This window comes from Streptomyces sp. RGM 3693 (genome assembly GCF_050471125.1).
Lineage (GTDB): Bacteria > Actinomycetota > Actinomycetes > Streptomycetales > Streptomycetaceae > Streptomyces.
Genome location: NZ_JBMPPQ010000004.1, coordinates 334,443 through 360,951 on the forward strand (window position 1 = coordinate 334,443; position 26,509 = coordinate 360,951).

Sequence of the window (26,509 nt, forward strand, 5' to 3'; positions counted from 1 at the left end):
CGGGTTCAGGTGCGGGTGGAGCTAGTTCTGGATGTCGTCCTCGCCGATGTGGTGGACGCGGACGAGGTTGGTGGAGCCGGGGACCCCGGGCGGGGAGCCGGCGGTGATGATGACGACGTCGCCCTTGCGGCAGCGGCCGATCTTCAGCAGTTGCTCGTCGACCTGGGCGACCATCTCGTCGGTGGAGTTGACGGTGGGGCCGAGGAAGGTCTCCACGCCCCAGGTGAGGTTGAGCTGGGAGCGGGTCGCGGGGTCGGGGGTGAAGGCGAGGAGGGGGATGGGTGAGCGGTAGCGGGAGAGGCGGCGGACGGTGTCGCCGGACTGAGTGAAGGCGACGAGGAACTTCGCGCCGAGGAAGTCGCCCATTTCGGCGGCGGCGCGGGCGACGGCGCCGCCCTGGGTGCGGGGCTTGCTGCGTTCGGTCAGCGGCGGCAGTCCCTTGGCGAGGATGTCTTCCTCGGCGGCTTCGACGATGCGGCTCATGGTGCGGACCGTCTCGGTGGGGTACTTGCCGACGCTGGTCTCGCCGGAGAGCATCACGGCGTCGGTGCCGTCGATGATGGCGTTGGCGACGTCGGAGGCCTCGGCGCGGGTGGGGCGGGAGTTGTCGATCATCGAGTCGAGCATCTGGGTGGCGACGATGACCGGCTTGGCGTTGCGCTTGGCGAGTTTGACGGCGCGCTTCTGGACGATCGGGACGGTCTCCAGGGGCATTTCGACGCCGAGGTCGCCGCGGGCGACCATGATGCCGTCGAAGGCGGCGACGATGTCGTCGATGTTGTCGACGGCCTGGGGCTTTTCGACCTTGGCGATGACGGGCAGGTAGCGGCCCTCCTCGCGCATGATGCGGTGGACGTCCTGGATGTCGCGGCCGCTGCGGACGAAGGAGAGGGCGATGATGTCGGCGCCGTAGCGCAGGGCCCAGCGGAGGTCGTCCTGGTCCTTCTCGGAGAGGGCGGGGACGGAGACGGCGACGCCGGGGAGGTTGAGGCCCTTGTGGTCGGAGACCATGCCGCCTTCGATGACCTTGGTGTGGACGCGGGGTCCTTCGACGGCGGTCACTTCGAGGGTGACCTTGCCGTCGTCGACGAGGATGCGTTCGCCGGGGGTGACGTCGCCGGCGAGGCCGGGGTAGGTGGTGCCGCAGAGGTGCCGGTCGCCCTCGATGCCGTCCTCGACGGTGATGGTGAAGGTGTCGTCGCGTTCAAGGAGTACGGGGCCTTCGCGGAATCGACCGAGGCGGATCTTCGGGCCTTGAAGGTCGGCGAGGATTCCGACGCTGCGGTGGGATTCTTCGGACGCTTTGCGGACCCGGTCGAAGCGCGCTTCGTGATCGGCGTAGGTGCCGTGGCTGAGGTTGAAGCGGGCGATGTCCATTCCGGCGTCGACGAGGGCTTTGATCTGCTCGTACGAGTCGGTGGCGGGTCCTAGTGTGCAGACGATCTTTGCTCGGCGCATGTTTCGACCCTATGACTTACCCGGCGGTAGGGAACGGTGGAGACATGACTGCTCAACGACCGCTTGGTGAAAGGCTGTTGACAAGTAATGGAATGGGCGGGAAGCCGCTCCGATGAGCAGAATTACGGCTTCCCGCGGCGTGGGCTCACAGCGCGGGACGGGTCATGGTGAAGCGTGCGTTGACGCTGGCGTAGACGGTCTGGCGGCGGGGTTCGAGGTCGAGGGCGGGGGCGGATTCGAGTCCGGCGCCGCGGGCGGCGCCGGGGGCCGAGAAGCCGTAGCCCTGTTGCTGCGGCGGGCCCTCGGCGCCGAGGTCGGCGATTTCGAGGACGGCGTCGAGGTGGGCGCCGAGGGCTTCGGCGTATTCGCGGGCACGTTGGACGGCTTCGTGGACGGCTTGGGTGCGGGCGCTGCGGTGGGCGGGCGAGTCGGGGCGGAGGGCCCACCAGGGGCCGTCGACGCGGGTGAGTTCGAGGTCGGCGAGGCGGGTGGTGAGTTCGCCGAGGGCGGTGAAGTCGTTGAGGGTGGCGGTGAGGGTGACGCGTCCGTCGTAGGCGCGGATGCGTTCGTGGCGGCCCTTGTCGGTGAGTTGCGGGGTGAGGGTGAAGCTGCTGGTCTCCAGCTTTTCGACGGCGTCGCCGTAGCTCTTGACGAGGGTGAGGGCGTGTTCGTTGCGGCGGGTGAGGTCGGTGAGGGCGGTTGTGCGGTCGGTGCCGCGGGCGCTGACGGTGATGGTGATGCGGGCGATTTCGGGGTCGATTTCGAGGCGGGCTTCGCCGCGGACGGCGAGGCGGGGGGCGTCGGGGGTGCCGTAGGGGAGGGCGGCGGCGGTGAGGTCGGTCATGGGTGGTAGGTGCCCTTCTGGTGGTGGGTGTGGGGGCCTGGAGTTGCAGGGTTGCACAGGGGGGCGGGGTGGGGTTGGTCATCGGATCGCAACCTGTGGGGGGTGTTGCGCGGGGGGTGGCTGCGCCAGAATCTACGCGCGTTGCCCCGGGCCGGACGTCCGGGTCCGTCGTGCGGTGCAGGGCATGTGCCGTCTTCTTCAGGGGAGTTGGGATGACGTTCGACCGGAGGAAGTTCCTGGGTGGTTCCGTGGTGGCGGGGGCGGGGGTGGTGCTCACGGGGGCGGGCACGCCGACCGCGGCCGCGGCGCCGGCCGCCCCGACGGGCGGTGGGGGTGGCGCGGGCCGGGGGCGGGAGCGCTATGCGTTCACGGTCATGGGGACGACGGATCTGCACGGGAACGTCTTCAACTGGGATTACGCCACCGACGCCGAGTTCGACGACAAGGACCACAATGATGTGGGGCTGGCGAAGATTTCCACGCTGGTGGATGAAGTCCGCCGGGAGAAGGGGCGGAAGAACACCCTGCTGATCGATGCGGGTGACACCATTCAGGGGACGCAGCTGGCGTATTACTACGCAAAGGTGGATCCGATCACGGATCCGCACGGTCCGGTGCATCCGATGGCGCGGGCGATGAATGCGATCGGCTATGACGCGGCGGCGCTGGGGAATCACGAATTCAATTACGGGATTCCGGTGCTGCGGAAGTTCGAGGAGAGCTGCCGTTTTCCGCTGCTGGGTGCGAACGCGGTGGACGCGAAGACGCTGCGGCCGGCGTTCCGGCCGTATGTGATCAAGCGGTTGCGGACCCCGCGCGGGCGGGATGTGCGGGTGGCGGTGCTGGGGCTGACGAATCCGGGGATCGCGATCTGGGACAAGGCGAACGTGCAGGGGAAGTTGGCGTTCCCGGGGCTGGAGGAGCAGGCCGCGAAGTGGGTGCCGAAGCTGCGGTCGATGGGTGCCGACGTGGTGATCGTGGCGGCGCATTCGGGGGCCAGCGGCACGTCGTCGTACGGGGATCAGTTGCCGTACGTGGAGAACGCGGCGGCGTTGGTGGCGGAGAAGGTGCCGGGGATCGACGCGATCCTGGTGGGGCATGCGCATGTGGAGATCCCGGAGCGGCGGGTGGTGAACAAGGCGACGGGCCGGGAGGTGGTGCTGTCGGAGCCGTTGAAGTGGGGGCAGCGGCTGACCTGTTTCGACGTGGAGGTGGAGTGGCGTCGGGGTCGTTGGGCGGTGGCGTCGGTGGGTTCGAAGGTGCTCAATTCGCATGCGGTGGCGGAGGATCCGCAGATCACGGACATGCTGCGGGCGGCGCACGCCAAGGTCGTGACGTATGTGAACCGGGTGATCGGGAAGTCGAAGGCGGAGATGTCGGCGGCCGAGGCGCCGGTGAAGGACACCGCGATTCTTGATTTCATCGCGTTCGTGCAGGCGGAGGCGGTGCGTAAGGCGCTCGCTGGGTCGGCGCACGCGGCGTTGCCCGTGTTGTCGCAGGCGTCGTGTTTCTCGCGGACGGCGCAGGTGCCGGCGGGGGATGTGTCGATCCGGTCGATGGCGGCGCTGTATCCGTTCGACAACACCTTGGAGGCACGGGTGTTGACGGGTAAGCAGCTGCGGGAGTACCTGGAGTTCTCGGCGCGGTATTACGTGCAGACGGCGCCGGGGGGTCCGGTGGATCCGGGGCGGGTCACCAATGCGGACGGTACGCCGGATTACAACTATGACGTGGTGAGCGGGGTCTCGTACGAGATCGATATTGCGAAGCCGGCGGGTCAGCGGATCGGGAAGCTGACGTTCGGGGGGAAGCCGTTGGCGGATGCGGCGCGGTTCGTGCTGGCGGTGAACAACTACCGGGCGAGTGGCGGTGGTGGTTTTCCGCATGTGGCGTCGGCCGAGCAGGTGTGGTCGACGTCGGAGGAGATCCGGAATCTGATCATCGCGTGGGTGGAGGCGAGCGGGGTGATCGATCCGGCGGTGTTCGCTTCGGTGGACTGGAAGCTGACGCGGGACGGGATGCCGGTGTTCTAGGGCCCCTCGGGACGTGTCGCCGCCGCGTCGGCGGGCCGCCCCTCTCCCCCGGTCCGGGTTCGGGCGGGGTGGGAGGGGCGGTGGCGTTCAGTGGCGCGGGACCAGTGTGGAGCCTTGGCGGGGGACGGTGCCGGTGCGGCGGGTCGGGGGGTGGCTGAGGCCGAAGGTGGTGAAGGCGGTGCGGTTGGGGAGGGGGTAGGCGGGGCTGCCGGTGAGGGAGTTGAGGATGGTGGCGCTGCGCCAGGCGGCGAGGCCGAGGTCGGGGGTGCCGACGCCGTGGGTGTGGCGTTCGGCGTTCTGGACGTAGAGGGAGCCGGTGATGGCGGGGTCCAGGACGAGGCGGTGGTGTTCGTCGATCCGGGGGCGATCGGAGGCGTCGCGGCGGAGGTAGGGGTCGAGGGCGGCGAGCAGGGTGTCGAGGCGGCGTTCGCGGTAGCCGGTGGCGAGGACGACGGCGTCGGTGGTGAGGCGGGAGCGGCTGCCTTGTTGGGCGTGTTCGAGGTGGAGTTCGACCTTGGTGGTGCCGACCCGGCCGGCGGTGCGGACCTGGACGCCGGGGGTGAGGACGGTGCTGGGCCAGCCGCCGTCGAGGGTGCGGCGGTAGAGCTCGTCGTGGAGGGCGGCGAGGGTGTCGTGGTCGATGCCCTTGTAGAGCTGCCATTGGGCGGGGAGGAGCTCGTCGCGGACGCGTTCGGGGAGGGCGTGGAAGTAGCGGGTGTAGTCGGGGGTGAAGTGTTCCAGGCCGAGTTTGCTGTATTCCATGGGCGCGAAGGCCGGGGTGCGGGCGAGCCAGTGGAGGTTCTCGCGGCCGGCGGGGCGGGCGCGGAGTTGGTCGAGGAAGATTTCCGCGCCTGATTGGCCGGCGCCGATGACGGTGAGGTGGTCGGCGGTGAGGAGGCGTTCGCGGTGGTCGAGGTAGTCGGCGGCGTGGATGACGGGGACGGTGGGGGCCTCGGCGAGGGGGCGTAGGGGGATGGGGATGTGGGGGGCGGTGCCGATGCCGAGGACGAGGTTGCGGGCGTAGGTGCGGCCGAGGGCTTCGGCTTCGCCGTCGGCGTCGAGCTGGGTGAAGTCGACTTCGAAGAGGCTGCGTTCGTGGTTCCAGCGGACGGCGTCGATCTGGTGGCCGAAGTGGAGGGAGGGGAGGTTTTCGCTGACCCAGCGGCAGTAGGCGTCGTATTCGGCGCGGTGGATGTGGAAGCGCTCGGCGAAGTAGAAGGGGAAGAGGCGTTCGCGGGTTTTGAGGTAGTTGAGGAAGGTCCAGGGGCTGGCGGGGTCGGCGAGGGTGACGAGGTCGGCGAGGAAGGGGACTTGGAGGGTGGTGCCGTCGATGAGGAGGCCGGGGTGCCAGTGGAAGGCGGGGTGCTGGTCGTAGAAGGCGGTGCGGAGTTCGGTGAGGGGGTGGGCGAGGGCGGCGAGGGAGAGGTTGAAGGGGCCGATGCCGATGCCGGCGAGGTCGAGGGGTTCGTCGGGGCCGGGGGTGTCGGTGGCGGTGCCGGGCTCGCTGTGCGGTGGGGTGTTCATCGCGGGATGTGGCCTTCCACGAGTTTGAGGAGGTTGGTGAGGTCTCCGGGTTGGGTGTGGGGGTTGAGGAGGGTGGCTTTGAGCCAGAGGCCGGTGGGGGTGGTGGCGCGACCGAGGACGGCGTGGCCTTCGGTGAGGAGGGAGCGGCGGATGGCGGCGAGGGTGGTGTCGTCGGCGCCGATGGGGCGGAAGAGGAGGGTGGTGAGGGTGGGGCGGGAGTGGAGTTCGTAGCGGGGGTGGGCGTCGATCAGGTCGGCGAAGGTCTGAACGGCGGCCAGGGTGCGGTCGACGAGGTCGCCGAGGCCCTGTCGGCCCAGGGCCTTGAGGGTGACGGCGATCTTGAGGATGTCGGGGCGGCGGGTGGTGCGCAGGGAGCGGCCGAGGAGGTCGGGGAGTCCGGCTTCGGTGTCGTCGTCGGCGTTGAGGTAGTCGGCTTGGTGGGCGAGGGGGGTGAGGGTGGCCGGGGCGGGGACGGCGAGGAGGCCGGCGGCGACCGGTTGCCAGCCGAGTTTGTGCAGGTCGAGGGTGACGGTGTGGGCGCGGGCGAGGCCGGTCAGGGCGTGCTGGTGGGTGTCGCTGAAGAGGAGCGGGCCGCCGTAGGAGGCGTCGATGTGGAAGCGGGCGCCGTGCTGGTCGGCGAGGTCGGCGAGGGCCGGGAGGGGGTCGATGACGCCGGCGTCGGTGGTGCCGGCGGTGGCGATGAGGAGAACCTGACCGGTGCGTCCGGTGAGTTCCGCGAGGCAGGTGTGGACGGTGGCGGGGTCGAGGGTGCCGTCGGGGGTGGGGAGGGTGAGGGGTTCGGGGAGGCCGAGGAGCCAGGCGGCGCGGTGGATGCTGTGGTGGGCGTTGGCGCCGCAGACGATCCGGAGCGGGCCGGTGGCGTCCGGGGGGCGGGGGGCCTCGCGGGCCAGGAGGACGGCGAGTTGGTTGGATTCGGTACCGCCGGTGGTGACCAGGGCGTCGGGTGCGGTGGCCGCGGGGTAGACGAGGCCGGCGAGAGCGCGGGCGGTGAGGACTTCGAGTTCGGAGGCGGCGGGGGCCTGGTCCCAGGAGTCCATCGAGGGGTTGAGGGCGCCGGCGGCGAGGTCGGCGGCGGTGGCCAGGGCCAATGGCGGGCAGTGCAGGTGGGCGGCGCAGTGCGGGTCGGCGGGGTCGGCGGCGCCGGCGGCGAGGGTGTGGACGAGGGTGCGCAGGGCGGTGTGCGGGCCGGCTCCCTGCTCGGGGAGGAGGGGCAGGCAGGCGTCGCGTACGGCGCGGGCGACGGCGTCGGGGCCGCCGGGCGGGAGCGGGCCGGAACGGTCTTGGGCGCCGGTGGTGAGGGCGTCGAGGACGATGTCAAGGAGCGGACGGAGCGCGCGGGGGCCGTCGGTGCCGCCTGCGAGGGCGGTGCCGGCAGGGGCGACTGGCATCAAGAGGCTCTTCTTCAACGGGAGTTGGATGCACAAGGCACCGGGTCTTAGGCCGCCCTAAGTTACTGGCCCGGTACGGCGGGTATCCACCCGTTGCGCCGGGATCACCCGTTCGTGGGATGGATGTCCCGCAGGTGTTCGGTTGCCTGCGGTCTTGCGTCCCGTCGAAGAGCAGGTGCCGGGAAGGTGACGTGGACGCGGCGCGGGTGCCGTCCGGCGGTCTCCCTCCGCCTGACGGCACCCGCGTGCGCTGCGTCCGGCGCGCTACCGCACGGCGGCCGTCCGGACCCGCAACGCCCGGCGCAGATCGTCCAGTTGGTCGTCGAGGGAGCGTCGTAGGGCCGGCGTCGGGTCGCCTTCGGCCAGGCAGTTCTCGCCGCGGCGGAGGGTGTCCTCCTCGACGAGGACGGCGGGGAAGGCGTACCGGCCGGCGGCCTTGGCGAGGGCGGGTCCGCGGCGGGCGGCGAGGGCGGGGACCTCGGCGAAGTAGCGGGCGGCGTAGGGGCGGAGCAGGTCCTGTTGCTCGGGGGCCCAGAAGCCGGTGGCGGTGGCGGTGAAGAGGTAGTTGGAGAGTTCGGACTGCGCGTCGGTGGTGAACAGGGCGTCCCACGCGGCCTGTTTGGCGGCCGGGTCGGGGAGCGCGGCGCGGCAGCGGGCGGCGCCCTCTTGGCCGGTGGCGCTCGGGTCGCGGGCGAGTTCGGCGTCGATGGCGTCGCTCAGTGCGGCGAGGGGTGCGGCGCCGAGTGTGGCGAGCCGGGCGAGGATGCGCCAGCGCAGTTCGTGGTCGAGGGCCGGGCCGCCGGGGACGCTGCCGTCGTCGAGCCAGTCCTGGATGGCCTCGGGGCCGGTGGCGCTGTCGATGACGGCGCGGACGGCGGTCAGTCTGAGTCCGGCTTCGGGGCCGTTGCCGGGGCCCTCGGTGCGGCGCAGGATGTCGCGGCTGAGGGCGGTGAGGGTGGTCAGGGCGGTGTGGCGGGCCTCCGGGGGGAGGTAGCGGTCGGCGATCTGGGTGCGGGCGAAGGCCAGGACGCCCTGGACGATGGCGAGGTCGGTCTCCTGCGGGAGGTGGTCGCGGGCCGCGTCCAGGTAGGCGGTGGGCGGGAGTTCGCCGTCGCGGACCAGGTCGCGGGCGGCGTTCCAGACGACCGCGCGGGTCAGCGGGTCGGGCAGCCCGGACAGTGCGCGGGCGGCGGTCTCCCAGGAGGCGGCGTCGAAGCGGACCTTGGCGTAGGTCAGGTCGCCGTCGTTGAGGACGACGAGGGCGGGGGCGGCCTTGGGGAAGGTGTGCCGGGCGGGGTGGCCGTCCGCCGGGACGTCCACGTCGAAGCGGTCGCGCAGCGTCAGCCGGTCGGGGTGGTCCGGGTCGGGGGCGTAGGCGCCGACGGTGATGCGGTGCGGGCGGCTGCCGGTATGGGCGATGTCGAGGTGCCAGGTGCCGTGGTCCTCGGCGACGGTCGGGGTGAGGGTGTCGACGCCGGTGGTGCGCAGCCAGCGTTCGGCCCAGGCGTGGACGTCGCGGTCGGTGGCGCGGGCCAGGGAGTCGATGAAGTCGGCGAGGGTGGCGTTGCCGAAGCGGTGTCGGGCGAAGTGGTCGTTGATGCCGGCGAGGAAGTCCTTCTCCCCCATCCAGGCGACGAGTTGGCGCAGGGCGGAGGCGCCCTTGGCGTAGGAGATGCCGTCGAAGTTGAGGAGTGCGGAGGCGGTGTCGGGGACGTCCTCGGGGGCGGGGGCGACGGGGTGGGTGGAGGGGCGCTGGTCGGCGTCGTAGCCCCAGCCCTTGCGGGCGATGGCGAAGTCGGTCCAGGTGTCGGTGAAGCGGGTGGCCTCGGACAGGACCTGGTAGCCCATGTATTCGGCGAAGGACTCGTTCAGCCAGATGTCGTCCCACCACTGGAGGGTGACGAGGTCGCCGAACCACATGTGGGCCATCTCGTGGGCGATGACCATGCCGCGGGTCTGCCGCTCGGTGTCGGTGACTGCGGAGCGGAAGACGAATTCGTCGCGGAAGGTGACCAGGCCGGGGTTCTCCATCGCGCCGGCGTTGAATTCGGGGACGAATGCCTGGTCGTAGGAGTCGAAGGGGTACGGCTCCTCGAAGATCTCGTGGTAGCGGTCGTAGCAGCGGCGGGTGAGGTCGAAGAGTTCCTCGGTGTCGGCGTCGAGGTGGGGGGCGAGGGAGCGGCGGCAGTGGAGGCCGAAGGGGAGGCCGGCGTGTTCGGTGCGGACGGAGTGCCAGGGGCCGGCGGCGACGGCGACGAGGTAGGTGCTGATGCGGGGGGTGGCGGCGGCCCGCCAGGTGCCGTCGGGGAGCTGTTCGGTGCGGCCGTTGGCGAGGACGCTCCAGCCTGGTGGGGCGGTGGCGGTCAGCTCGAAGACGGCCTTGAGGTCGGGCTGGTCGAACGCGCCGAAGACGCGCTGGATGTCGTCCATGAACAGCTGCGTGTAGACGTAGTGCTCGCCGTCGGCGGGGTCGGTGAAGCGGTGCATGCCCTCGCCGGTGCGGGAGTAGCGCATGGTGGCGTCGAGGCGCAGTTCGTGGGGGCCGGCGGTCAGGCCGGTGAGGGGGAGGCGGTTGTCGTCGAGGGTGGCGGGGTCCAGGGGGTGGCCGTCGAGGGTGACGGCGTGGAGCGCGGCGGGCCGGATCTCGACGAAGGTGTCGCCCGGTTCGCGGGCGGCGAAGTGGATGACGGTGCGGGAGGTGAACTCCTCGTCGCCGTGCGTGAGATCGAGGGCGATCTCGTACCGGTGGACGTCGAGCAACTGGGCACGGGCCTCGGCTTCGGGGCGCTGCAGTACGGGCATGCGTGGCAGCTTCCCATGTTGTGGTCCCGGTGGTGCGGGGTATTCCGTCGGGGCCGGCCGGGGGTGGTGCGACGCTGCTAGGGCCGGTCTAGTGGATCAGGGTCGGAGAGGTCCTGGTCCACCCTCGGGGGGTCCGCGGGGTCCGGTACCTGTGTCGACCACCCGCCGGGTACGCAGCGGTCCTGGCGGTCGCGGAAGCGGGCCGGGGCGAGGCCGACGCGGCGGGTGAAGAGGCGGCTGAAGTAGGCGGGGTCGTCGTAGCCGACGCGGCGGGCGACGGCGGCGACGGGGAGTTCGGTGGCGACGAGGAGTTCCTTGGCGCGGCCGAGGCGGATGCCGAGGAGGTAGTCCTTGGGGCTACAGCCCGCCCCGCGCCGTACCGCGGTACGGAGTTCGGCGGGGGTCATGCCGTGCCGGGCGGCGTGCTCGGCGACCGAGAGCGGGAGGAACGCGTCGCGGGCGAGGGCCGCCAGGACCGGTTCGCCGTCGGCGTCGGTGTCGGCGCGGGCGCGGCGTAGCGCGACGAGGAGTTCGTGGACGGCGGCGGCGGTCTCGACCTCCAGGAGCGGGTTGCCGCGGCGGGCGGCCCGGGCGATGCGGCCGATCGCGGCGCGGGCCGGCCCGGGGTCGGCGAGCGGGACGAGGGGCTGGTGGGGCTCGATGTAGCCGAGTTCGGTGTAGGTGTCGGCGGCGGGACCGGTGAAGTCGACGAAGCGTTCGTCCCAGCCGGTGTCGGGGTCGGCGCCGTAGTGGTGGGGGACGCCGGGCAGGAGCCAGAGCAGGGCGGGGGCGGTGACGGTGTGGCGGCGGCCGTCGGGGGTGGTGCACCAGCCGCGGCCGGCGCTGATGACGACGGCGACGTGGTGGTCGAGGGTGCGCGGGCCGACGGGCGGCAGGGTGCCGTGTTGGAGGCCGACGCCCAGGCAGACCAGGCCGAGCCGGTGGTGGACCGGGCTGGGGGTGAAGTAGCGCATCCAGGTGTGGTACATGCCGGCCGGCCTCCCGTCCTCGTGCGCCGCCGCTCCGCCGGGCCCGCGAAGCGTCGGACCGTCGAGCGGTCCGAGCCGGACGGTCCGGGTCGAACGGTCCGGGACGCACCGTCCGGGGCGAACCGTCCAAACAGCCTTGATCTTTGTCCATGGACCGGTGGGCCGCCAGAGGGCGAGGGTGTGGGCGATCGGGGAACGAGCGGGGGAACGACCAGTCGGGAGGCGTGACGTGCGGTTTGCCGTTGGGGAGCGGGACTTCGAGGTGGACGGGCGGCCGGTGCGGCTGCTGTCGGGGGCGCTGCATTACTTCCGGGTGCATGAGGCGCAGTGGGGGCACCGGCTGGCGATGCTGCGGGCGATGGGCCTGAACTGCGTGGAGACGTATGTGCCGTGGAACTGGCACGAGCCGCGTCCGGGTGAGCTGCGGGACGTCGGGGCGTTGGGGCGGTTCCTGGACGCGGTGGGGGCGGCGGGGCTGATGGCGATCGTGCGGCCGGGGCCGTACATCTGCGCGGAGTGGGAGAACGGGGGGCTGCCGTCGTGGTTGACGGGGGCGTTGGGGCGGCGGGTGCGGACCCGGGACGGGGCGTTCCTGCGGGCCGTGGACGGCTGGTGGGAGGCGCTGTTGCCGCAGGTGGTGGCGCGGCAGTGCGACCGGGGTGGGCCGGTGGTGCTGGTGCAGGTGGAGAACGAGTACGGGTCGTACGGGTCGGATGCGGAGTATCTGGGCCATCTGGCGCGGCGGTTGCGGGAGCTGGGGGTGACCGTGCCGCTGTGTACGTCGGACGGGGCGGAGGACCACATGCTGACCGGTGGGAGTGTGCCGGGGGTGTTGGCCACGGTGAATTTCGGGGCGGGGGCGCGGGCGGCGTTCGCGGCGCTGCGTCGGCACCGGGGGCGGGGGCCGTTGATGTGCATGGAGTTCTGGTGCGGGTGGTTCGCGCATTGGGGGCAGGCGGTGGAGCCGCGGGGGGCGGCGGATGCGGCGGCGGCGTTGCGGGAGGTGTTGGAGTGCGGTGCGTCGGTGAATGTGTACATGGCGCACGGCGGGACGAGCTTCGGTGGTTGGGCGGGGGCGAACCGGGCGGGTGCGTTGCAGGACGGGGCGTTGCTGCCGACGGTGACGTCGTACGACTACGGGGCGCCGGTGGACGAGCGGGGGCGGCCGACGGAGAAGTTCTGGCGGATGCGGGAGGTGTTGGCGGAGTTCGCGGAGGGGCCGTTGCCGGAGCTGCCGGAGCCGGAGCTGGTGTTGGCGGGGCCGGTGGGGGTGGTGTTGTCGGGGTGGCTGCCGTTGGACGCGGCGCTGGAGGCGTTGGGGGATCCGGAGGTGTGCGCGGGGGTGCCGCCGACGTTCGAGGAGGTGGGGGTGGACCGGGGGCTGGTCCGGTACCGGGTGGCGGTGCCGGGGCCGCGGCAGCCGTACGAGCTGCGGGTCGTGGGGCTGCGGGACCGGGCGGTGACGGTGGTGGACGGGGTGCGGGGGCCGGTGCTGGTGGAGGGGGCCGGGACGGGCCCGGCGGGCGCGGTGCTGGGGCCGGTGCCGGGGCCGGCGGAGGTGGAGTTGTGGGTGGAGTCGCTGGGCCGGGTCAACTACGGCCCGCGGTTGGGGGAGGCGAAGGGGATCACGGGTGGGGTGCTGCACGAGCGGCAGTACCTGCACGGGGTGCGGGCGCGGGGGTTGCGGCTGGATGCGCTGGAGGGGGAGGCGGGGGCCGCGGCGGTGGCCGGGCTGGCGTTCGGTGCGCCGGCGGCGGGGGCACGGGGGCTGCACCGGGGCACGGTGACGGTGCCGGTGGGTGGGGTGGGGGATGCGGTGCTGGAGTTGCCGGGGTGGACGCGCGGGTTCGTGTGGGTGGGGGGTTTTCCGGTGGGGCGGTACTGGTCGGCGGGTCCGCAGCGGGGGTTGTTCGTGCCGGGTCCGGTGTTGCGGGAGGGGGCGAACGAGGTGGTGGTGTTGGAGCTGGAGGGGCCGGAAGGCCCGGAAGGGGCGGCCAGATCGGAGGGGACGGCTGGGGCGGCCGGATCGGAGGGGATGGCTGGGACGGCCGGGGTGCCGCGGCTGGTGCCGTGAGGCGGGCGGGCCGGGCGCGGGGGGGGCGGCGCCCGGCCCGCCGGGTCCTCACACCTCCCTGACCTCGAAGGCGTCGAGGGTGAATTCGGCGGTGTCGTCGGTGCCGGTCTTGCGCAGGCCGACCCAGGCTTCGCCGCGGTCGGGTGCGGTGAACTCGTAGGTGAGGGTGGTGGGTTGGGTGGCGGCGGGCAGCGGTCGGCGGGTGAGTTCGCGGGGTGCGGGGTCGTCGACGGCGGTGATCCAGGCGTACTGGTCGGCCTTCTCGTTCTCGTAGCGGAAGGTGACGCGGTAGCGGCGGCCGGGGGTGAAGCGGGCGGTGTGCGGGACGGTGCGGTAGACCAGGCCGGTGTTCTCGCCGCGGGACTTGAGGGACTGGCTGCCGTCGATGACGTCGTCGATCGCCTTGCCGTTCCAGCCGCGCTGGGTGTAGGGCGCGTGGCGTTGGGCGACGTGGGTGCGGGGGTCGGTGGAGCCGCCGGCGTCGCCCTTGACGAAGGGGCCCCAGCCCTGCGGGACGTGCTCGAAGTCCTCGAAGAGGAGGGTGCCCGGCCGGGTGGTGCGGGGGGCGGGGGCGATGCGGACGTTGTCGAAGCGGATCCGGGCCTGGCCGGGGGCGGCGGTGAGGGTGAGGGTGGCGGGGCCGCCGCCGTCGGGGACGGTGAAGGGGGTGGACATGCGCTGGAAGCGGGTGCCGGTCTTGCGGTCGGCGGCGACGTAATTGCCGGCGGTGGAGGTCTCGGTCCAGTTGGTGGCGGTGACGCCGTCGGCGGTGCGGATCGTCAGGCCGGCGCGGCGCCGCTCCCCCGCGGTGGCGCCGACCTCGACCTGGACGGAGGCGGTGTAGTCGCCGGGGGCGAGGCGGGCCAGGCGCTGGGCGACGGTGGCGGCGCCGGGTCCGATGACGAGTTCGTAGTCGCCGCGGTCGCTCAGCTGGACGGTGGTGGGGCCGGTGGTCTGCCAGGCGGCGAGGTGGCCGGCGTGGAAGCCGGGGTCGGCCAGGGGGGTGCCCTCGCCCCAGTGCGGGTCGGGCTGGGCGGGGGCCTTGGTGCGGTAGACGACGTAGGCGGTGCCGGGGCGGGCGGTGAGGGTGATCCGACCGGCGGTGACGGGGGTCCGGGTTTCGTCGGTGCGGCCCTGGTCGGTGAGCCGGTAGACGTGGACCGCGGACGCGCCCGACCAGCCGCGCGGGAGCTGCCAACTGCTCTTTCCGCCACGGGGGTTGTAGTGGTAGAGCTTGGCGGGATCGGTGGCGCGGCGGGGTTCCCAGGGCAGCAGGTAGCTGCCGCCGTCGTAGACGAGGCGGCCGTCGCTGGTGATCTTCCGGACGCCGTCGGCGTCGGTGACGACGGTGCCGGTGGGGCCTTCGAAGGTGATCTCGTGGTCGGTCCAGGCGCGGATGGGGTACGCCTGGAGGTATTTGGCGGGCAGGGCGTCGTTCCAGACGATGCGGTGGAAGGCGGGCCAGTCGTTCTTGCCGGTCCAGCCCTCGAAGTTGCCCATGCGGGGTGCGCCGAGCAGGGTGGGCCACTTGTCGGCGAAGACGTCCTTCTGGTGGTTGCGGAGGAAGCGGATGAGCCGGGAGTTGAGGCCGCGGGAGGTGTCGGGGCCGTAGTCGGTCTCGTTGGCCCAGTGTGACCAGAGGGCGGAGCGTTCCAGGCCGTGGCCCCATTCGGTGGCGACCTGCCAGCCCTGGTCGCGCAGGTGGCGTTGGAGGCGGTCGGAGTTCCAACCGGACTCGCGGAAGACGTCGAGGTAGACGGTGTTCAGGGCGGGGTCGGTCTCCGAGCGGAGCTGGGCGAAGCGGGCGGCGATGTCGCCCGAGACCAGGTCGCGGCGGGCGTCGATGCGGTAGGACTGGTCGAGCCAGTCCCATTGCTTGTCGTCTCTGTTGACGAGCGTCTCGGAGAAGGCGTGCGCGACGGGGTACGACTCGGTGGCGTTGACGTGGACGGCGAAGTCGCTGTGCCACTTCTTTCCGGCGCGGAGCAGGGTGTTGAGGTCGGCCAGGCCGCCGGCGCGCTGGTTGTAGTTGCCGCCGTAGTCGGGGTGGGCGGAGTCGTGGCCTTCGGACTGGTAGCCCTTGAGGAGGGTGAACTGCCGCAGGCCGTCGGTGGCCAGGGCGATCCGCTTGACGTTGTCGAGGGTGGCGAGGAACGGGTTGGTGGCCTGGCTGGCGAAGTTGAAGGGGATGTGCGGGACGACCCGGAGGTGCTGTTCGTCGGCGCCAAGCGGGCTCACCATGATGTCGCGCAGCGCGATGGCGGCGTCCTGCCAGTCGGTGCGGCCGTCGCCGTTGCGGTCGCGGGTGAGGATGACGGTGGCGTACGGGAGGGGTTCGGTGGCGTCGGTGGGTTGGCCGGCGGCGCGGTGGGTCCACTGGCCGGGGGTGAGTTGGGCCTTGGTGTAGCCGTCGCCGTGCAGGGTTTGGCGCCAGAGGCGGCCGTTCTCCCAAGTGGTGGCGCCGGTGGGGGTGTCGTAGACGGTGTTGGTCTCGATGGCGGCGGCGAGCTGGTCGGTGGCGACGACGGCGTAGGCGCAGCCGGTGGGAGCGGCTTCGGCGGGGGTGCTCCCGGTGACCTCGATCAGGGTGTCGCCGCTGGTGGCCTTGTCGAGTTGGAGGCGGGCGGCGAGGAGGTGGGCGCCGGGTTGGTCGCTGCGGACGCTGAGCAGGGCGAGGTCGGGTATCTGGAGGGTGCCGACGCGCAGCGCGGGGGTGTCGTGGACGGCGGTGAGCCGCCAGGTGACCTGCCATTCCTTGACGGTGATCTCGGCGGTGAGGGTGGTGCCGCCGTCGAAGGTGAGGGTGTAGGTGGCGCGGTCGGCGCGGGCCTGGTGGGTGACGCGGGGGGTGTGCGGGGTGCCGTCGATGAGGACCTGGGTGACGGGGGTTTCCTGGCCGTACAGGACGGCGCCGGTGGTGCGGTCGGTGTAGCTGAGGATGCGGGGGAAGGCGGGGTCGGTGCGGACGTCCAGCGCGGCGGAGCGCAGGACCGTTTCTCCGGTGCGGGGTGCGGCGGCCGCGGTGCGGGTGCCGAGTGGGAGGGCGGTGGCGACGCCGGCGAGTGCGGTGGCGGCGACGAGCTGTCTGCGGCTGGGCCCTGGCTGTGCGGTCACGCGCGTCCTCCTCGATGGCGGTGCGGCCTGTCGGCGGACAGCGTGCGGGGCGGGCGGGGCGCAGGCCCATGGACTAAGCGGCGGGAGCTGTTGGACAGATGTGGGGCGGCGGGGTCGCGGGTCAGTCGCCGTCCGGGCCGGTCGCGGGGAGGACGGCGGTGACTTCCCAGCCGCCTTCGGGTGCGGGGCCGGCGGTGAGGGTGCCGCTCAGTGCCTCGGCGCGTTCGGTGAGGCCGGCCAGGCCGAAGCCTCCGCCGCGGGCCTGTTCGGAGAGCCGGGCGGGGACTCCGCCGTCGTTGGCGATGCGCAGTTCGGTGCCGCGGGGGACGGTGCGCGCGGTGATGCGGACGGCGGTGGCGTCGGCGGCGTGCTTGCGGACGTTGGTGAGGGCCTCGCGGACGATGCGGTGGACGGCGGCGGCCACTTCGGGGGGCAGCGCGTGGTCCAGGCCCGGTTCGAGGTCCAGGGTGACGGGCGGGCCGGTGTGGGCGAACGCCTCGGCCAGGGTGCGGACTTCGGCGAGTCCGGCGACCGGGGTGGTGCGGGCCTCGCCCTCGCGCAGCACCCGCACCAGGCGGCGCATGGCGCCGAGCGCCTCGCCGCCGGCGGTCTCGATCCGGGCGAAGGCGGCGCCGGCCCGGGGCCCGTCGAGGGCGGTGAAGCGGGCGGCGCGGGCCTGGACGACGATGCCGGTGACGTGGTGGGCGACGAGGTCGTGGAGTTCCCTGGCCAGTTCGAGGCGTTCGGCGTCCCGTACGGCGGCCAGGTCGCGCAGCCGCCCGGTGTCCTGCCAGCGCAGGATCAGCGAGTAGGCGGTGACGACGACGGTGAGGACGCCGTAGACGACGGTGAAGACGCCCATCCGGATGTCCCGCATGGGCGCCAGGACGCAGGACAGGCCGAGCAGCGGGCCGAGGACGGCGGCGGTGCGGCCGGGGGCCCGGCGCACCACGGCGGTGAGCAGGACGAGCAGGGCGATGCCCTCGCCCAGGCCCCAGACCCGTAGGGCGTACTGGCCGGCGATCAGGACGGCGGAGGCGGCGAGGGAGACGGTGACGGCGATCCGGGCTCGGGTGGTGAGCGGGATCCGGCGGTACGGGACGGCGCACAGGCAGACCACGACGGCCGCGGCGACGACGATGTCGTGCGGGCGGGTGGGCTGTTGGGTCAGGACGACCGACTCGACGCCGACGAGGAAGAGCAGGACCCCGGCCAGGGCGGTCTTGACGGCGGCGGCCTCGCGGGGGTGGGCGCGGGCCCATCCGGTCATCGGGCTCATCCGCCGGCGGCCAACCCGGTCTCCCAGGCCCAGGCGGCGATCTCGACGCGGTTGCGGGCGGCGAGTTTGGCCTGCACGTTGGCGAGGTGCGTTTTGACCGTGGAGAGCGAGACGAAGAGTTCGTCGGCGATCTCGGCGTTGGTGCGGCCGGTGGCCAGGGCGCGGACGACCTGTTCTTCGCGTTCGGTGAGCGGTTCGGAGGGCGTGCGGGCGGTGGTGGGGGCCAGGGCGCGCAGCAGCCGCAGGGTGATGGCGGGTGAGACCAGGGCGTCGCCGGCGGCCGCGGCGCGGACGCCCTCGACGAGCAGGGCGGGGCTGGCGTCCTTGAGGAGGAAACCGCAGGCGCCGCCGTGCAGCGCGGCGTGCACGTACTCGTCCAGGTCGAAGGTGGTGACGATGACGATCCTGGGGCGGTCGTGGTACTCGGGGTGGGTGGCGGCGCGTTCGGCGAGCCGGCGGGTGACCTCCAGGCCGTCCAGCTCGGGCATCCGGATGTCGAGCAGCAACACGTCGGGCTGGAGCCGCTCGACGGCCTCCAGGGCGGCGGCGCCGTCGGTGACGTCGTCGAGGACCTCGATGTCGGGCTGGCTCTCCAGGATCATCCGGAAGCCCGTCCGGACCATCTCCTGGTCGTCGGCGATGACCACGCTGATCGGCATGGCTCCATCGGACCCGGGGCGGACGGGGCCCGCAAGCGACGGTGGCGGATGGCGGTACCGGCCGGGGCCCGGGGCGGATGCCCCGGCCCCCGGCCGTCGGCGGTGCGCGCGGGTCAGCCGCCGAGCTCGGTGGCGGCCTTCTTGATGTCGGCCGCGAAGGTGCTCACCTCGCTGTAGACACCGGGCTTGCCGGGCCGGGCGCAGCCCTCGCCCCAGGAGACGATGCCGACCTGGATCCACTGGCCGGCGTCGTCCTTGCGGAACATCGGGCCGCCGGAGTCGCCCTGGCAGGTGTCGACACCGCCGGTGTCGAGCTTGCCGGCGCATATCTCGTCGCCGGGCGTGAGGGAGTCGCCGTACGCCTTCTGGCAGGTGGCGTCGTCGACGAACGGGACGCTGGCCTTGAGGAGGTAGCGCTGCTGGTCGCCGCCTTCCTTGTCGGCGCCCCAGCCGGCGATGGTGAAGTCGCCGTTGTTGTAGGTGTCCTTCTCGGCGATCTTCAGGGTGGGTTGGTCGAGGGGCTTGGCGAGCTTGATGAGGGCCCAGTCCTTGCCCTTGCCGTTGTAGCCGGGGGCCTGGAGGACCTGGGTGGAGTTGACCTTGACGGCCGCCGCGTCTTCGAGGTCGACGACGCCGGCGGTGGCGGTGATGGACGTGTTGGGGCCGCTGCCGTCGACGCAGTGCGCGGCGGTGAGCACGATGTCCTTGGCGTAGAGGGCGCCGCCGCAGCCCATCGACAGCCGGACCATGAAGGGGAATTCGCCCTGGTCGGCGCGGGTGCCGCCGACGACGTGGGTGTGCACGGAGCCGCTGGGGGTGGGGGCGGGGGCGGCGTGGGCGGCGGCCGGCTGGAGGCTGGCGGCGGCCAGCAGGATCGCGCCGGCGGCGGTGGTTCTCTTGAGGTGCTTCAGGGAGTTGCGCACGGGGCTTCCTTTCGTGGGGGGTCGAGCGTCATGACAGGCCCATGCCAACCCCAGCGCCGGGCATGGCCGCCGTAAAAACCGCGTGACCGACGGCAGCACACCGCAAAGCATCCGGGCATCTGGGCAATGAACCCGTAAAGCGCCCTGTGATTATGTGGAGTGCGGGATCAGAGTGACAAGGGTCAACATCCGGCCAACTCCCTTACCCCATACGCCCCGTACGCCCCGGTACCGCCGCCGGCCGCGCCGGTCGTACAGTGTCCGGATGACCACCGGCGGCAGCGCGATCGCACACGGCTTCCCCCACCTCGACACGGTCCGCGCGGCCCTCACCGCGCTCTTCCGGCGCCTCTCCCACGACACCGTGAGCACCTTCCCCACCAGCGTCCTTCCGGTGGACGTCGCCTTCGACGACTCCGAGGACCTCCACCTGGGCGCCCAGCGGATCGCCCGCGCCATGGTCCGTCAGCTGCACCTGCCGGACGCCCGGATCGTGATCACCTTCCGCGAGATGGAGCACGCCGCGACCGTCGAACTGACCGCGGGCCCGGAGTACTTCGTCGAGCTCAACGACCGCTTCCGACGCCACCGCAAGGACATCGGCGCCGCCCTCGCCCACGAGGTGACCCACGTCTGGCTGCACCGGCTGGACCTGTCCTTCCCCGGCACCCGTGACAACGAGATCCTCACCGACACCGCCGCCAGCTACCTCGGCGCCGGCTGGCTACTACTGGACGCCTACCGCGAACACGGCCCGTTCTCACAGAAGTTGGGCTACCTCACCCCCGAGGAGTTCGGCTACGTCCTGGCCAAGCGCGCCGACTTCTTCGGCGAGGACCCCGCACCGTGGTTCACCAGCCCGCAGGCGTACGACGCGTACACCGCCGGGCGGGCGCGGGCCCGCCAGGACGCCCACCGGCCGCCGCTGGCCGGCGCGCCCTGGGCCGCCCGACTCCGCTACGCCAAGGACCGCCGGGCGGCCCAGGGCGCGCGCCGCACCGCCCCACCCGGCACCGGCACCGGCTACGCCTTCGAATCCGCCCCCGGGAGCGGGGCGCCGCTGCGGGTGTCCTTCCCCTGCCCGACCTGCTGCCAGCGGATCCGCGTCCCGGTCCGCGGCCACCTCCAGGCCCGCTGCGGCCTGTGCAAGACCCTGCTGGACTGCGACACCTGAGGCACCGTCGACCAGTCGGCCGGTGGGATCAGATCCAACCCTCCAGCCCGGCCAGGAACCCCTCGAAGTCGTCCCGGTGGATGGTGTGGCCGGCGCCCGGCACCGTCCGGACCTCGAAGCCGCGGCGGGCCAGCTCCTTCGCCGCCTCCTTCGTGAAGAGGAACCCCTCCCCCGCGATCTGCACCAGCGACGGCACCGCCGGCTGCTCCGGCGTCCGGTCCTGGAGGTGACCGCCGGACAGGGCCAGCGCCGTCCCGGTGTCCCAGTCCGCGATCGTGGCCAGCTCGACCTCGACGTCGGCGTCGTCCCAGCGCGGGTTGAAGGCCCGCACCCGGGACGCGTTGGCGTTCTTGAACGTCACGAAGACCGCCGGGTCGACGGCCTGCCCCACCCCCGCCAGCGACCACGCCGGGTCGCTGTAGACCGCGCGCCGCGGCCGCAGCCGCTCGACGGCCAGGGACAGCGCCAGCCCGCCCAACGAGTGCCCGAGGATGACCTCGACGCCGACCGGCAGGGTGTCCACGAGGTCCTCGGCGAAGAGTTCGGGGCCGTAGTCGCCGCGCGGACTGCGGCCGTGGCCGCGCAGGTCGACACCGATGACGCGGTAGCCCCGCTCCGCGAGGGCCGGGCCGACCCGGCGCCAGGTGCGGTGGTCGGACATGATCCCGTGGATCAGCACCGCGATCCGGTCGCCGGCGCCCCACTCATGGGTGTGCAGCTGCATCCGTGCTCCTGTCCCGCTCGTCGCTCGTCTCCCGCCCGCGCCCGGGCGCCGAGTGTGCCGCGCCCCGCCCCCAGAGGTCGTCCGGCACGGCCGCACGCTGAAGTTACACGTGTAAGTTGTCAGGGGAGCGTAAGCGGTGCAATCCGCCGCCGGCCAGCACCCCTGTGCGAGGATGCCCACCAATATGACCGACGATCCCACCGGCCCCGGCGGCACCCCAACCCCGCCGACCAGCGCGGCCGTTGCCCGCCGCGCCGGAGTGTCGCGCGCGACCGTCTCGTACGTGCTCAACGGGCAGGCCGCCGGGCGCGTCGGAGTGCGCGCCCAGGCCCGGGTGCGGGCCGCCGCCGAGGAGTTGGGGTACGTCCCGCACGCGGCGGCGCGCAGTCTGCGGGCCGGGCGGGGCCGGATCGTGCTGCTGGCCGCGCCGGCGGACTCCGCGCTGACTTTCGGCCCGCTGTTCACCGGCTTCCTGGCCGGGTTCCAGACCGCGCTGCACCGCCTCGGCTACACCGGCGTGCTGCACGGCGCACCCGCCGACTCCCCCCTGGCCACCGCCCGCGCCTGGGCCGAACTACGCCCCGCCGCCGTACTGGCCCTGCACGGGCCGCCGCTGGACGCCCCCGCCGTCGCCCTGCTCAAGCGCTCCGGCACCGCGGCCGTACTCACCTCCGGCCCGCAGGCACCACCCGGCGCCCAAACCCTCCTGCTGGACCAGTCCGAGGCCGGTCGCCGGGCCGGTGCGCACCTGCTGGCCGCGGGCCGCCGCCGGATCGGGGTGGTGCGCCCCGCCGAGGAGGGGCTGGCCCTCTTCGCCGAGCGGCGGTTGGCCGGCGTGCGGGACGCGGCCGCCGCCCACCCCGACGCCGCGGTCCGCCCCCTGGACCTGGCGCTCACCGAGGAGTCCGCGGCCCGACTCGTCGCGCAGTGGCCGGCGCTCGGTCTCGACGCGGTGTTCGCCTACAACGACGAGTACGCGATGCTGCTGATCCGCGCCCTCCAGGACGCCGGCCACACCGTCGGCGCCGGCCCGGGGCAGATCGCGGTGGTCGGCGCGGACGACCTGCTGCTGGCCCGGCTGCTGCGTCCCCGGCTGACCAGCGTCCGCACCGAGGTCATCGCCCCGGACCGGATCGCCCACCTGGTCGACGCCCTGATCCGGGACCCGTCGGCCGCACCGACCACCCACCGGCTGGGGACCTTTCGCGTCGTGGCCCGCGACTCTGGCTGACGCTCCGTCACATCCGCCCGGACGAAGGCGCGGTGGCCCGACCGCCGCAACCGCCCGGCCCTCACGACCAGTCCGTCTCCGGAGTGGCCGCCGCCAGTACCGCGCGGGCGTCGGAGCGGATCGGCACGCCGTGCGGTACGCAGACCGTGTCGACGTCGTCCAGGGCGGCCAGCCGCCGGAAGGAGGCGAGGGCCCTCGCCCGGTCGACGTTGAACGGGCCGAGGAGAGCCCGGACGCCGGCGGGGTCGGTGGCGATGGCGTCGCCGGGGAAGAGCAGCCGGCTCTCCGGGAGGTGCAGGGCGATGGCGCCCGGGGTGTGGCCGGGAACGTGCAGCACCCGGACGGGCTCCAGCCAGCCGTCGAGGACGTCGCCGTCGTGGAGGGCGAGGTCGACCTCGGTGTGACGCAGCGGCGGGGGCCCGTCGGTGGTGATACCGGCCATCACGCGCTCGTGCAGGGCCCGTTCGGCGGGGGCACTGAGGTCGGGCCGGGGTTCGGGGCGGGTGCCGTCGATGTACGGGACGTCCGGCGCGCCGGCCAGGACCCGGGCGCCGGTGGCGGCCACGAGGTCGGCGGCGGAGCCCATGTGGTCCACGTGGCAGTGGGTGAGCACGATCTGCCGCAGCGCCTCGGGGCGGCCGCCGAGTTGGGCCACCGCGTCGAGGATCGCGGGGGCCGAGCCGGGGAGGCCGGTGTCGACCGCGGCGTAGCCGTCGTCGGGCAGCGCGACGAGGTACACGTGGCCGACGGGGAACGGGAGCTGCCAGACGTGCGGGGTGATCTGGAGGAGTGTGTCCATGAGCGGGACGCTAGCCGTGGGCGATCTTCGGAGCGGTGCGTCGCGCTGTGGGCGGATTCAGCGGACGGCGAAACGGGCGCATCCGGTACGGAACCCGTCGTGCCCCTGACACGTCCCATCCGCGACCGACCCGAGGAGGCACGTCATGCAGCACCCCACCTACCGCACCCGCCCGCGCACCCGTGTGACAGCCCTGGTCGCCTGCCTCGCCGCGGCCGGCGCCGTGGCGCTCTCCGGCTGCGGCAAGAACACCCAGACGGTGGGCGCCGCACCGCCGCCGCGGGCCAAGGACGCCTTCGACCAGCGGGCCGCGCAGATAGTGCGGGACTGGCCGAAGGTCGCCCCCGTCCCCGGCCGGCAGGAGGCGTTGCTGCCGTTGGCCGGCGCCGACCACCCCAGGAGCCAGGACGTCCGGGAGCTCACCGTGACCGTCGGCCACAGCGCCTGCGACGCCGGCTACGGCGCCCGCGTCCTGGAGTCCAAGGAGCTGGTCGTGGTGTCCGGGTGGGGCAAGAAGAAGAACCCCAAGGGGATGTGCACCGAGCAGTTGGCCACCGACAGGACGAAGGTGCGACTGGGCGGGCCGCTGGCGGGCCGGAAGGTGGTGGACGCGGCCACCGGCAAGCAGTTGGTGAAGGGCTGAGCGCGGTGCCGGTGGGCCGCGACCCGGGCGGCGGACGGCCGCGGGTTCCCCTTCGAGTGCGCCGCACGCCCTAGGCTCGCATCCATGAGCCCTTCCATCGCCACCACCACCCGTGTCGACCTGTCCGAGCTGCTGGAGTTCGTCCGTCCCCGACACCACGCGATCCTGCTCACCCGCCGTTCCGACGGCACCCCGCAGGGTTCGCCGCTGACTTGCGGGGTGGACGACTCCGGTCGGCTGGTGATGTCGACGTACCCGGAGCGGGCCAAGGTCCGCAACGTCCGCCGGGTTTCGTCGGTCAGCGTGCTCGTGCTGTCCGACGAGTGGACCGGCCCGTGGGTGCAGGTCGACGGCGAGGCCGAGGTGATCGACGCCCCGGACTCCATCGAGCCGCTGGTCGAGTACTACCGCAGCATCGCCGGTGAGCACCCGGACTGGGACGAGTACCGCGCCGCGATGCGCAAGCAGGGCAAGTCCCTGATCCGGGTGACGCCGCGGCGCTGGGGCCCGATCGCGACCGGCGGCTTCCCGGCCCGCCTGGTGGCGGGCGACGGCGCCTGACGGGCCGGAAGCCGCCCCGGGCCGGGCGTCAACGGGTGGTGTGGGCACCGCCGTTGACGCTCAGCACCTGGCCGGTGATGTGCCGGGCCGCCGGTGACGCCAGGAAGGCGACGGCTCCAGCGATGTCGTCCAGGGTGCCGGGGCGGCCGGTGGCGGTGGCCGCGATCAGGTGCTCCCGGCGCTCGTCGGGGAGCTTGTCGCGGAAGAACTCGGTGCCGGCGATATAGCCGGGCGAGACCACGTTGGCGGTGATCCCGCGGGGGCCGAGGGCCCGGGCCAGTTCGACGTTCCAGGAGGCGAGCCCGGCCTTGGCCGCCCCGTAGGAGCCGGAGCCCTGGTCGGCGGCGATGGACCCGATATGGACGACCGCGGCGCCGGCCGTCAGCCGGTCCTCCAGGGCGCGGGTGGTCAGCGCGGCGCTGAGCAGGTTGGCGTCGAGGTTGGCGCGGAAGTCCCGGGCGTAGGAGGCCAGGTCGGTGGCGCCGTCGGCGTCGAAGTCGGTTTGGCCACCGGCGTTGTTGACCAGGACGTCGAGGCGCGCGGGGAGTTCACCGGCGAGCCGGAGGAGCGCCGCGGGGTCGGCGTGGTCGCAGACCAGGCCGGTCACCCCGGCGAGGGCGTCCGCGGTCTCCTTGAGCGGTCCGGGGCGTCGGCCGGTGATGACGACGTGGTCGCCGTGGCCCGCGAAGTGCTCGGCGAGGGCGCGGCCGATGCCGGTACCGCCGCCGGTGATCAGGATGGTGCGTGCCATATGCTGAGCTCCGTCCGTAATTTTTAGGTCTAAATACACAGCGCGAGCGCCCTTCATTCAGGGCTAAATTTAGACCTGAACATAACACTTCCAGGAGGTCCGGTGACAAGTGGCGCCGAGGCACAGGACGACTACGGCCACCCGACGGCCCGCCCCTCCGCCTACCCCGTGGAGGAGATCGCCGCCGCCTGGCGGCGCGAGCGCCCGGGCACGCCGGTCTCCTCCATCGGGATCGTCACGCCCATCTGGCGACTGGCCAAACTGCTGGGCGACGACCGGCGCCGGGTGCTGAACCGCGCCGGGATGGACCCGGCCACCCTCGACCTGCTGAGCGTGCTGCGCCGCAGCGGCCCGCCGTACACCCTGAGCACCCGCGAGTTGAGCCGGCGCTCCATGATCACCGCCGGGGCGATCTCCCAGCGGGTGGCCCGCGCCGAACGCGACGGACTGGTCACCCGCCGCCCCGGCGAGGGCCGCCCGCGCACCGTCCTGGTCGAACTGACCCCGGCCGGCCACGACCTCGTCGAGTCCACCGTCGACCAAGTGCTGGGCCGGGAGGCCGAGTTGATCGACGCGCTCACCCCCGAACAGCAGGAGCAGCTGGCCGGACTGTTGCGGACCCTCCTCCAGGACGTCCAGCACCGCCTGGGCGACGACCGGATCACCCAGGTCGGCGAGGACTGACCTCCGTCCGGTCGCGCGGCGGCGGCGCCGCCGGAGTGGGCGTCAGCACCTCGTCGGGCAGCCCCAACCGGCTCCGGAAGGCGACCCGGCCGGCCTCGGTGACCGCAAGGATCCGACTGGCCGGGGCCCTGATGACCCAACGGTGCTCCAGTGCGTGCCGGTACAGGGCGGCCCCGACCGCGCCGGAGAGGTGCTGGCGGCGCGAGGTCCAGTCGAGGCAGGTGCGCACGTGCGCCCGATGGGCCGGCGAGTGACCGGCCTCCGGGATGCCCAGGTCGGCCAGCCACCCGACGCCGGCGGCGGTCAGCTCCAGCCCGTACTCCCGTACCAGCAGGCCGCGTTCGGTCATCGCCTCGGCGATGGCCACCCCCAGGGCCCCGGCGATGTGGTCGTAACAGGTGCGGGCGTGGTGCAGGGCCCGGCGGTGGTTGGCCTCGGCCAGCGAACGGATCCGCACCTGGCGGTAGGGGGCGAGTCCGGCGAGGTTCTCCAGGATCTCGGCGGTGTCCGGTCCGGCCAGTCTGATGTAGCGCCGTCGGCCCTGCCGCTCCTCGGCCAGCAGACCGCCGGCGACCAGGAGGTTGAGGTGCTCGGTCGCGGTGGACGGCGCCACCCCGGCGTACTCGGCCAGTTCGCCGGCGGTCCAGGTGCCGCCGTCGAGCAGGGCGATACAGATGGCGGCGCGGGTTCGGTCCGCGAGCAGCGCCGCGAGGGCGGCCAGATCGGGAGTCTCCGCAGTGCTTTCGTGATCGGCGTCCCATCGAATCATGTGCAGAGCGTAATCACATATAACACTTCGGTGAGCACCGAATCATCCGGCTTCTATCCTCAGGA

The 26,509-nt window shown here is 72.8% G+C and carries 21 protein-coding genes; 7 read left to right on the forward strand and 14 right to left on the reverse strand.

What is annotated here, in order from left to right; translation table 11 throughout:
* Window positions 1–21 precede the first annotated feature (21 nt).
* A complete protein-coding gene (pyk, locus tag ACO0M4_RS37675; protein ID WP_430375643.1) occupies window positions 22–1,458 on the reverse strand; it encodes a pyruvate kinase in 1,437 nt (478 codons plus the stop codon).
* 145 nt (window positions 1,459–1,603) lie between these two features.
* The gene (locus ACO0M4_RS37680; RefSeq protein WP_430375644.1) at window positions 1,604–2,302 is read right to left on the reverse strand and encodes an SIMPL domain-containing protein; all 699 of its coding nucleotides are present in this window, start codon (window positions 2,300–2,302) and stop codon (window positions 1,604–1,606) included.
* 212 nt (window positions 2,303–2,514) lie between these two features.
* Between ACO0M4_RS37680 and ACO0M4_RS37685 the strand changes: the two genes are divergently transcribed.
* Entirely contained in the window at window positions 2,515–4,335 is a 1,821-nt protein-coding gene (locus tag ACO0M4_RS37685) for a bifunctional metallophosphatase/5'-nucleotidase (RefSeq protein WP_430375645.1), read from the forward strand.
* A gap of 87 nt (window positions 4,336–4,422) precedes the next feature.
* Here ACO0M4_RS37685 and ACO0M4_RS37690 read toward each other — a convergent pair whose 3' ends face one another.
* The 4 genes from ACO0M4_RS37690 to ACO0M4_RS37705 all read right to left on the reverse strand — a co-directional run bounded on the left by ACO0M4_RS37690 (window position 4,423) and on the right by ACO0M4_RS37705 (window position 11,059).
* A complete protein-coding gene (locus tag ACO0M4_RS37690; RefSeq protein ID WP_430375646.1) occupies window positions 4,423–5,859 on the reverse strand; it encodes a lysine N(6)-hydroxylase/L-ornithine N(5)-oxygenase family protein in 1,437 nt (478 codons plus the stop codon).
* Window positions 5,856–7,268, reverse strand: a complete 1,413-nt coding sequence (locus ACO0M4_RS37695; protein ID WP_430375647.1) for a pyridoxal phosphate-dependent decarboxylase family protein — start codon at window positions 7,266–7,268, stop codon at window positions 5,856–5,858. Before ACO0M4_RS37695 ends, ACO0M4_RS37690 begins: the two co-directional genes overlap by 4 nt.
* A 264-nt stretch (window positions 7,269–7,532) precedes the next feature.
* Window positions 7,533–10,070, reverse strand: a complete 2,538-nt coding sequence (gene pepN / locus ACO0M4_RS37700; protein ID WP_430375648.1) for an aminopeptidase N — start codon at window positions 10,068–10,070, stop codon at window positions 7,533–7,535.
* Between the two features lie 77 nt (window positions 10,071–10,147).
* On the reverse strand, window positions 10,148–11,059 hold the full coding sequence (locus ACO0M4_RS37705; protein WP_430375649.1) for a helix-turn-helix domain-containing protein: 912 nt from the start codon (window positions 11,057–11,059) through the stop codon (window positions 10,148–10,150).
* A 229-nt stretch (window positions 11,060–11,288) separates the two neighbouring features.
* Here ACO0M4_RS37705 and ACO0M4_RS37710 point away from each other — a divergent pair, with 229 nt between their 5' ends.
* On the forward strand, window positions 11,289–13,133 hold the full coding sequence (locus ACO0M4_RS37710; protein WP_430375650.1) for a beta-galactosidase: 1,845 nt from the start codon (window positions 11,289–11,291) through the stop codon (window positions 13,131–13,133).
* 48 nt (window positions 13,134–13,181) lie between these two features.
* On the opposite strand, the gene ACO0M4_RS37715 is transcribed toward ACO0M4_RS37710, so the two are convergent.
* The 4 genes from ACO0M4_RS37715 to ACO0M4_RS37730 form a co-directional block, all read right to left on the reverse strand.
* Window positions 13,182–16,247, reverse strand: a complete 3,066-nt coding sequence (locus ACO0M4_RS37715; protein WP_430375651.1) for an endo-alpha-N-acetylgalactosaminidase family protein — start codon at window positions 16,245–16,247, stop codon at window positions 13,182–13,184.
* Window positions 16,248–16,368: 121 nt separating this feature from the next.
* Window positions 16,369–17,517 carry a sensor histidine kinase gene (locus ACO0M4_RS37720; protein ID WP_430375652.1) on the reverse strand — a complete coding sequence of 383 codons (1,149 nt, stop codon included), beginning with the start codon at window positions 17,515–17,517 and terminating at the stop codon, window positions 16,369–16,371.
* A 5-nt stretch (window positions 17,518–17,522) separates the two neighbouring features.
* The gene (locus ACO0M4_RS37725) at window positions 17,523–18,185 is read right to left on the reverse strand and encodes a response regulator (protein ID WP_430375653.1); all 663 of its coding nucleotides are present in this window, start codon (window positions 18,183–18,185) and stop codon (window positions 17,523–17,525) included.
* Window positions 18,186–18,298: 113 nt separating this feature from the next.
* Window positions 18,299–19,108, reverse strand: a complete 810-nt coding sequence (locus tag ACO0M4_RS37730) for a S1 family peptidase (RefSeq protein ID WP_430375654.1) — start codon at window positions 19,106–19,108, stop codon at window positions 18,299–18,301.
* 265 nt (window positions 19,109–19,373) lie between these two features.
* Between ACO0M4_RS37730 and ACO0M4_RS37735 the strand changes: the two genes are divergently transcribed.
* Window positions 19,374–20,282, forward strand: a complete 909-nt coding sequence (locus ACO0M4_RS37735; RefSeq protein WP_430375655.1) for a hypothetical protein — start codon at window positions 19,374–19,376, stop codon at window positions 20,280–20,282.
* A 28-nt stretch (window positions 20,283–20,310) separates the two neighbouring features.
* Here the strand turns inward: ACO0M4_RS37735 and ACO0M4_RS37740 are convergent, their stop codons facing one another.
* Window positions 20,311–21,006, reverse strand: coding sequence for an alpha/beta fold hydrolase (locus ACO0M4_RS37740; protein WP_430375656.1), 696 nt, complete (start codon window positions 21,004–21,006; stop codon window positions 20,311–20,313).
* Window positions 21,007–21,190: 184 nt separating this feature from the next.
* Here ACO0M4_RS37740 and ACO0M4_RS37745 point away from each other — a divergent pair, with 184 nt between their 5' ends.
* Window positions 21,191–22,237 carry a LacI family DNA-binding transcriptional regulator gene (locus ACO0M4_RS37745; protein ID WP_430375657.1) on the forward strand — a complete coding sequence of 349 codons (1,047 nt, stop codon included), beginning with the start codon at window positions 21,191–21,193 and terminating at the stop codon, window positions 22,235–22,237.
* 61 nt (window positions 22,238–22,298) lie between these two features.
* Here ACO0M4_RS37745 and ACO0M4_RS37750 read toward each other — a convergent pair whose 3' ends face one another.
* Entirely contained in the window at window positions 22,299–23,036 is a 738-nt protein-coding gene (locus ACO0M4_RS37750) for an MBL fold metallo-hydrolase (protein WP_430375658.1), read from the reverse strand.
* A 145-nt stretch (window positions 23,037–23,181) separates the two neighbouring features.
* Between ACO0M4_RS37750 and ACO0M4_RS37755 the strand changes: the two genes are divergently transcribed.
* Window positions 23,182–23,679: a hypothetical protein gene (locus ACO0M4_RS37755; protein WP_430375659.1), complete on the forward strand. Its 498-nt coding sequence runs from the start codon at window positions 23,182–23,184 to the stop codon at window positions 23,677–23,679.
* An 84-nt stretch (window positions 23,680–23,763) separates the two neighbouring features.
* The gene (locus ACO0M4_RS37760) at window positions 23,764–24,240 is read left to right on the forward strand and encodes a PPOX class F420-dependent oxidoreductase (protein WP_430375660.1); all 477 of its coding nucleotides are present in this window, start codon (window positions 23,764–23,766) and stop codon (window positions 24,238–24,240) included.
* Between the two features lie 28 nt (window positions 24,241–24,268).
* Here ACO0M4_RS37760 and ACO0M4_RS37765 read toward each other — a convergent pair whose 3' ends face one another.
* Window positions 24,269–24,991 (reverse strand): SDR family NAD(P)-dependent oxidoreductase, encoded by a 723-nt coding sequence (locus ACO0M4_RS37765; protein WP_430375661.1) that lies wholly within the window; start codon window positions 24,989–24,991, stop codon window positions 24,269–24,271.
* Between the two features lie 102 nt (window positions 24,992–25,093).
* Here ACO0M4_RS37765 and ACO0M4_RS37770 point away from each other — a divergent pair, with 102 nt between their 5' ends.
* Entirely contained in the window at window positions 25,094–25,675 is a 582-nt protein-coding gene (locus ACO0M4_RS37770; protein WP_430375662.1) for a MarR family winged helix-turn-helix transcriptional regulator, read from the forward strand.
* On the opposite strand, the gene ACO0M4_RS37775 is transcribed toward ACO0M4_RS37770, so the two are convergent.
* Window positions 25,653–26,444 carry an ArsR/SmtB family transcription factor gene (locus tag ACO0M4_RS37775; protein ID WP_430375663.1) on the reverse strand — a complete coding sequence of 264 codons (792 nt, stop codon included), beginning with the start codon at window positions 26,442–26,444 and terminating at the stop codon, window positions 25,653–25,655. The genes ACO0M4_RS37770 and ACO0M4_RS37775 overlap by 23 nt on opposite strands.
* Between the last annotated feature and the right edge of the window lie 65 nt (window positions 26,445–26,509).

Coding starts and splice junctions, on each gene's coding strand:
- pyk (WP_430375643.1), bottom strand. CDS start 1,458: ATGCGCCGAGCAAAGATCGTCTGCACACTAGGACCCGCCACCGACTCG.
- ACO0M4_RS37680 (WP_430375644.1), bottom strand. CDS start 2,302: ATGACCGACCTCACCGCCGCCGCCCTCCCCTACGGCACCCCCGACGCC.
- ACO0M4_RS37685 (WP_430375645.1), top strand. CDS start 2,515: ATGACGTTCGACCGGAGGAAGTTCCTGGGTGGTTCCGTGGTGGCGGGG.
- ACO0M4_RS37690 (WP_430375646.1), bottom strand. CDS start 5,859: ATGAACACCCCACCGCACAGCGAGCCCGGCACCGCCACCGACACCCCC.
- ACO0M4_RS37695 (WP_430375647.1), bottom strand. CDS start 7,268: ATGCCAGTCGCCCCTGCCGGCACCGCCCTCGCAGGCGGCACCGACGGC.
- pepN (WP_430375648.1), bottom strand. CDS start 10,070: ATGCCCGTACTGCAGCGCCCCGAAGCCGAGGCCCGTGCCCAGTTGCTC.
- ACO0M4_RS37705 (WP_430375649.1), bottom strand. CDS start 11,059: ATGTACCACACCTGGATGCGCTACTTCACCCCCAGCCCGGTCCACCAC.
- ACO0M4_RS37720 (WP_430375652.1), bottom strand. CDS start 17,517: ATGACCGGATGGGCCCGCGCCCACCCCCGCGAGGCCGCCGCCGTCAAG.
- ACO0M4_RS37725 (WP_430375653.1), bottom strand. CDS start 18,185: ATGCCGATCAGCGTGGTCATCGCCGACGACCAGGAGATGGTCCGGACG.
- ACO0M4_RS37735 (WP_430375655.1), top strand. CDS start 19,374: ATGACCACCGGCGGCAGCGCGATCGCACACGGCTTCCCCCACCTCGAC.
- ACO0M4_RS37740 (WP_430375656.1), bottom strand. CDS start 21,006: ATGCAGCTGCACACCCATGAGTGGGGCGCCGGCGACCGGATCGCGGTG.
- ACO0M4_RS37745 (WP_430375657.1), top strand. CDS start 21,191: ATGACCGACGATCCCACCGGCCCCGGCGGCACCCCAACCCCGCCGACC.
- ACO0M4_RS37750 (WP_430375658.1), bottom strand. CDS start 23,036: ATGGACACACTCCTCCAGATCACCCCGCACGTCTGGCAGCTCCCGTTC.
- ACO0M4_RS37755 (WP_430375659.1), top strand. CDS start 23,182: ATGCAGCACCCCACCTACCGCACCCGCCCGCGCACCCGTGTGACAGCC.
- ACO0M4_RS37760 (WP_430375660.1), top strand. CDS start 23,764: ATGAGCCCTTCCATCGCCACCACCACCCGTGTCGACCTGTCCGAGCTG.
- ACO0M4_RS37765 (WP_430375661.1), bottom strand. CDS start 24,991: ATGGCACGCACCATCCTGATCACCGGCGGCGGTACCGGCATCGGCCGC.
- ACO0M4_RS37775 (WP_430375663.1), bottom strand. CDS start 26,444: ATGATTCGATGGGACGCCGATCACGAAAGCACTGCGGAGACTCCCGAT.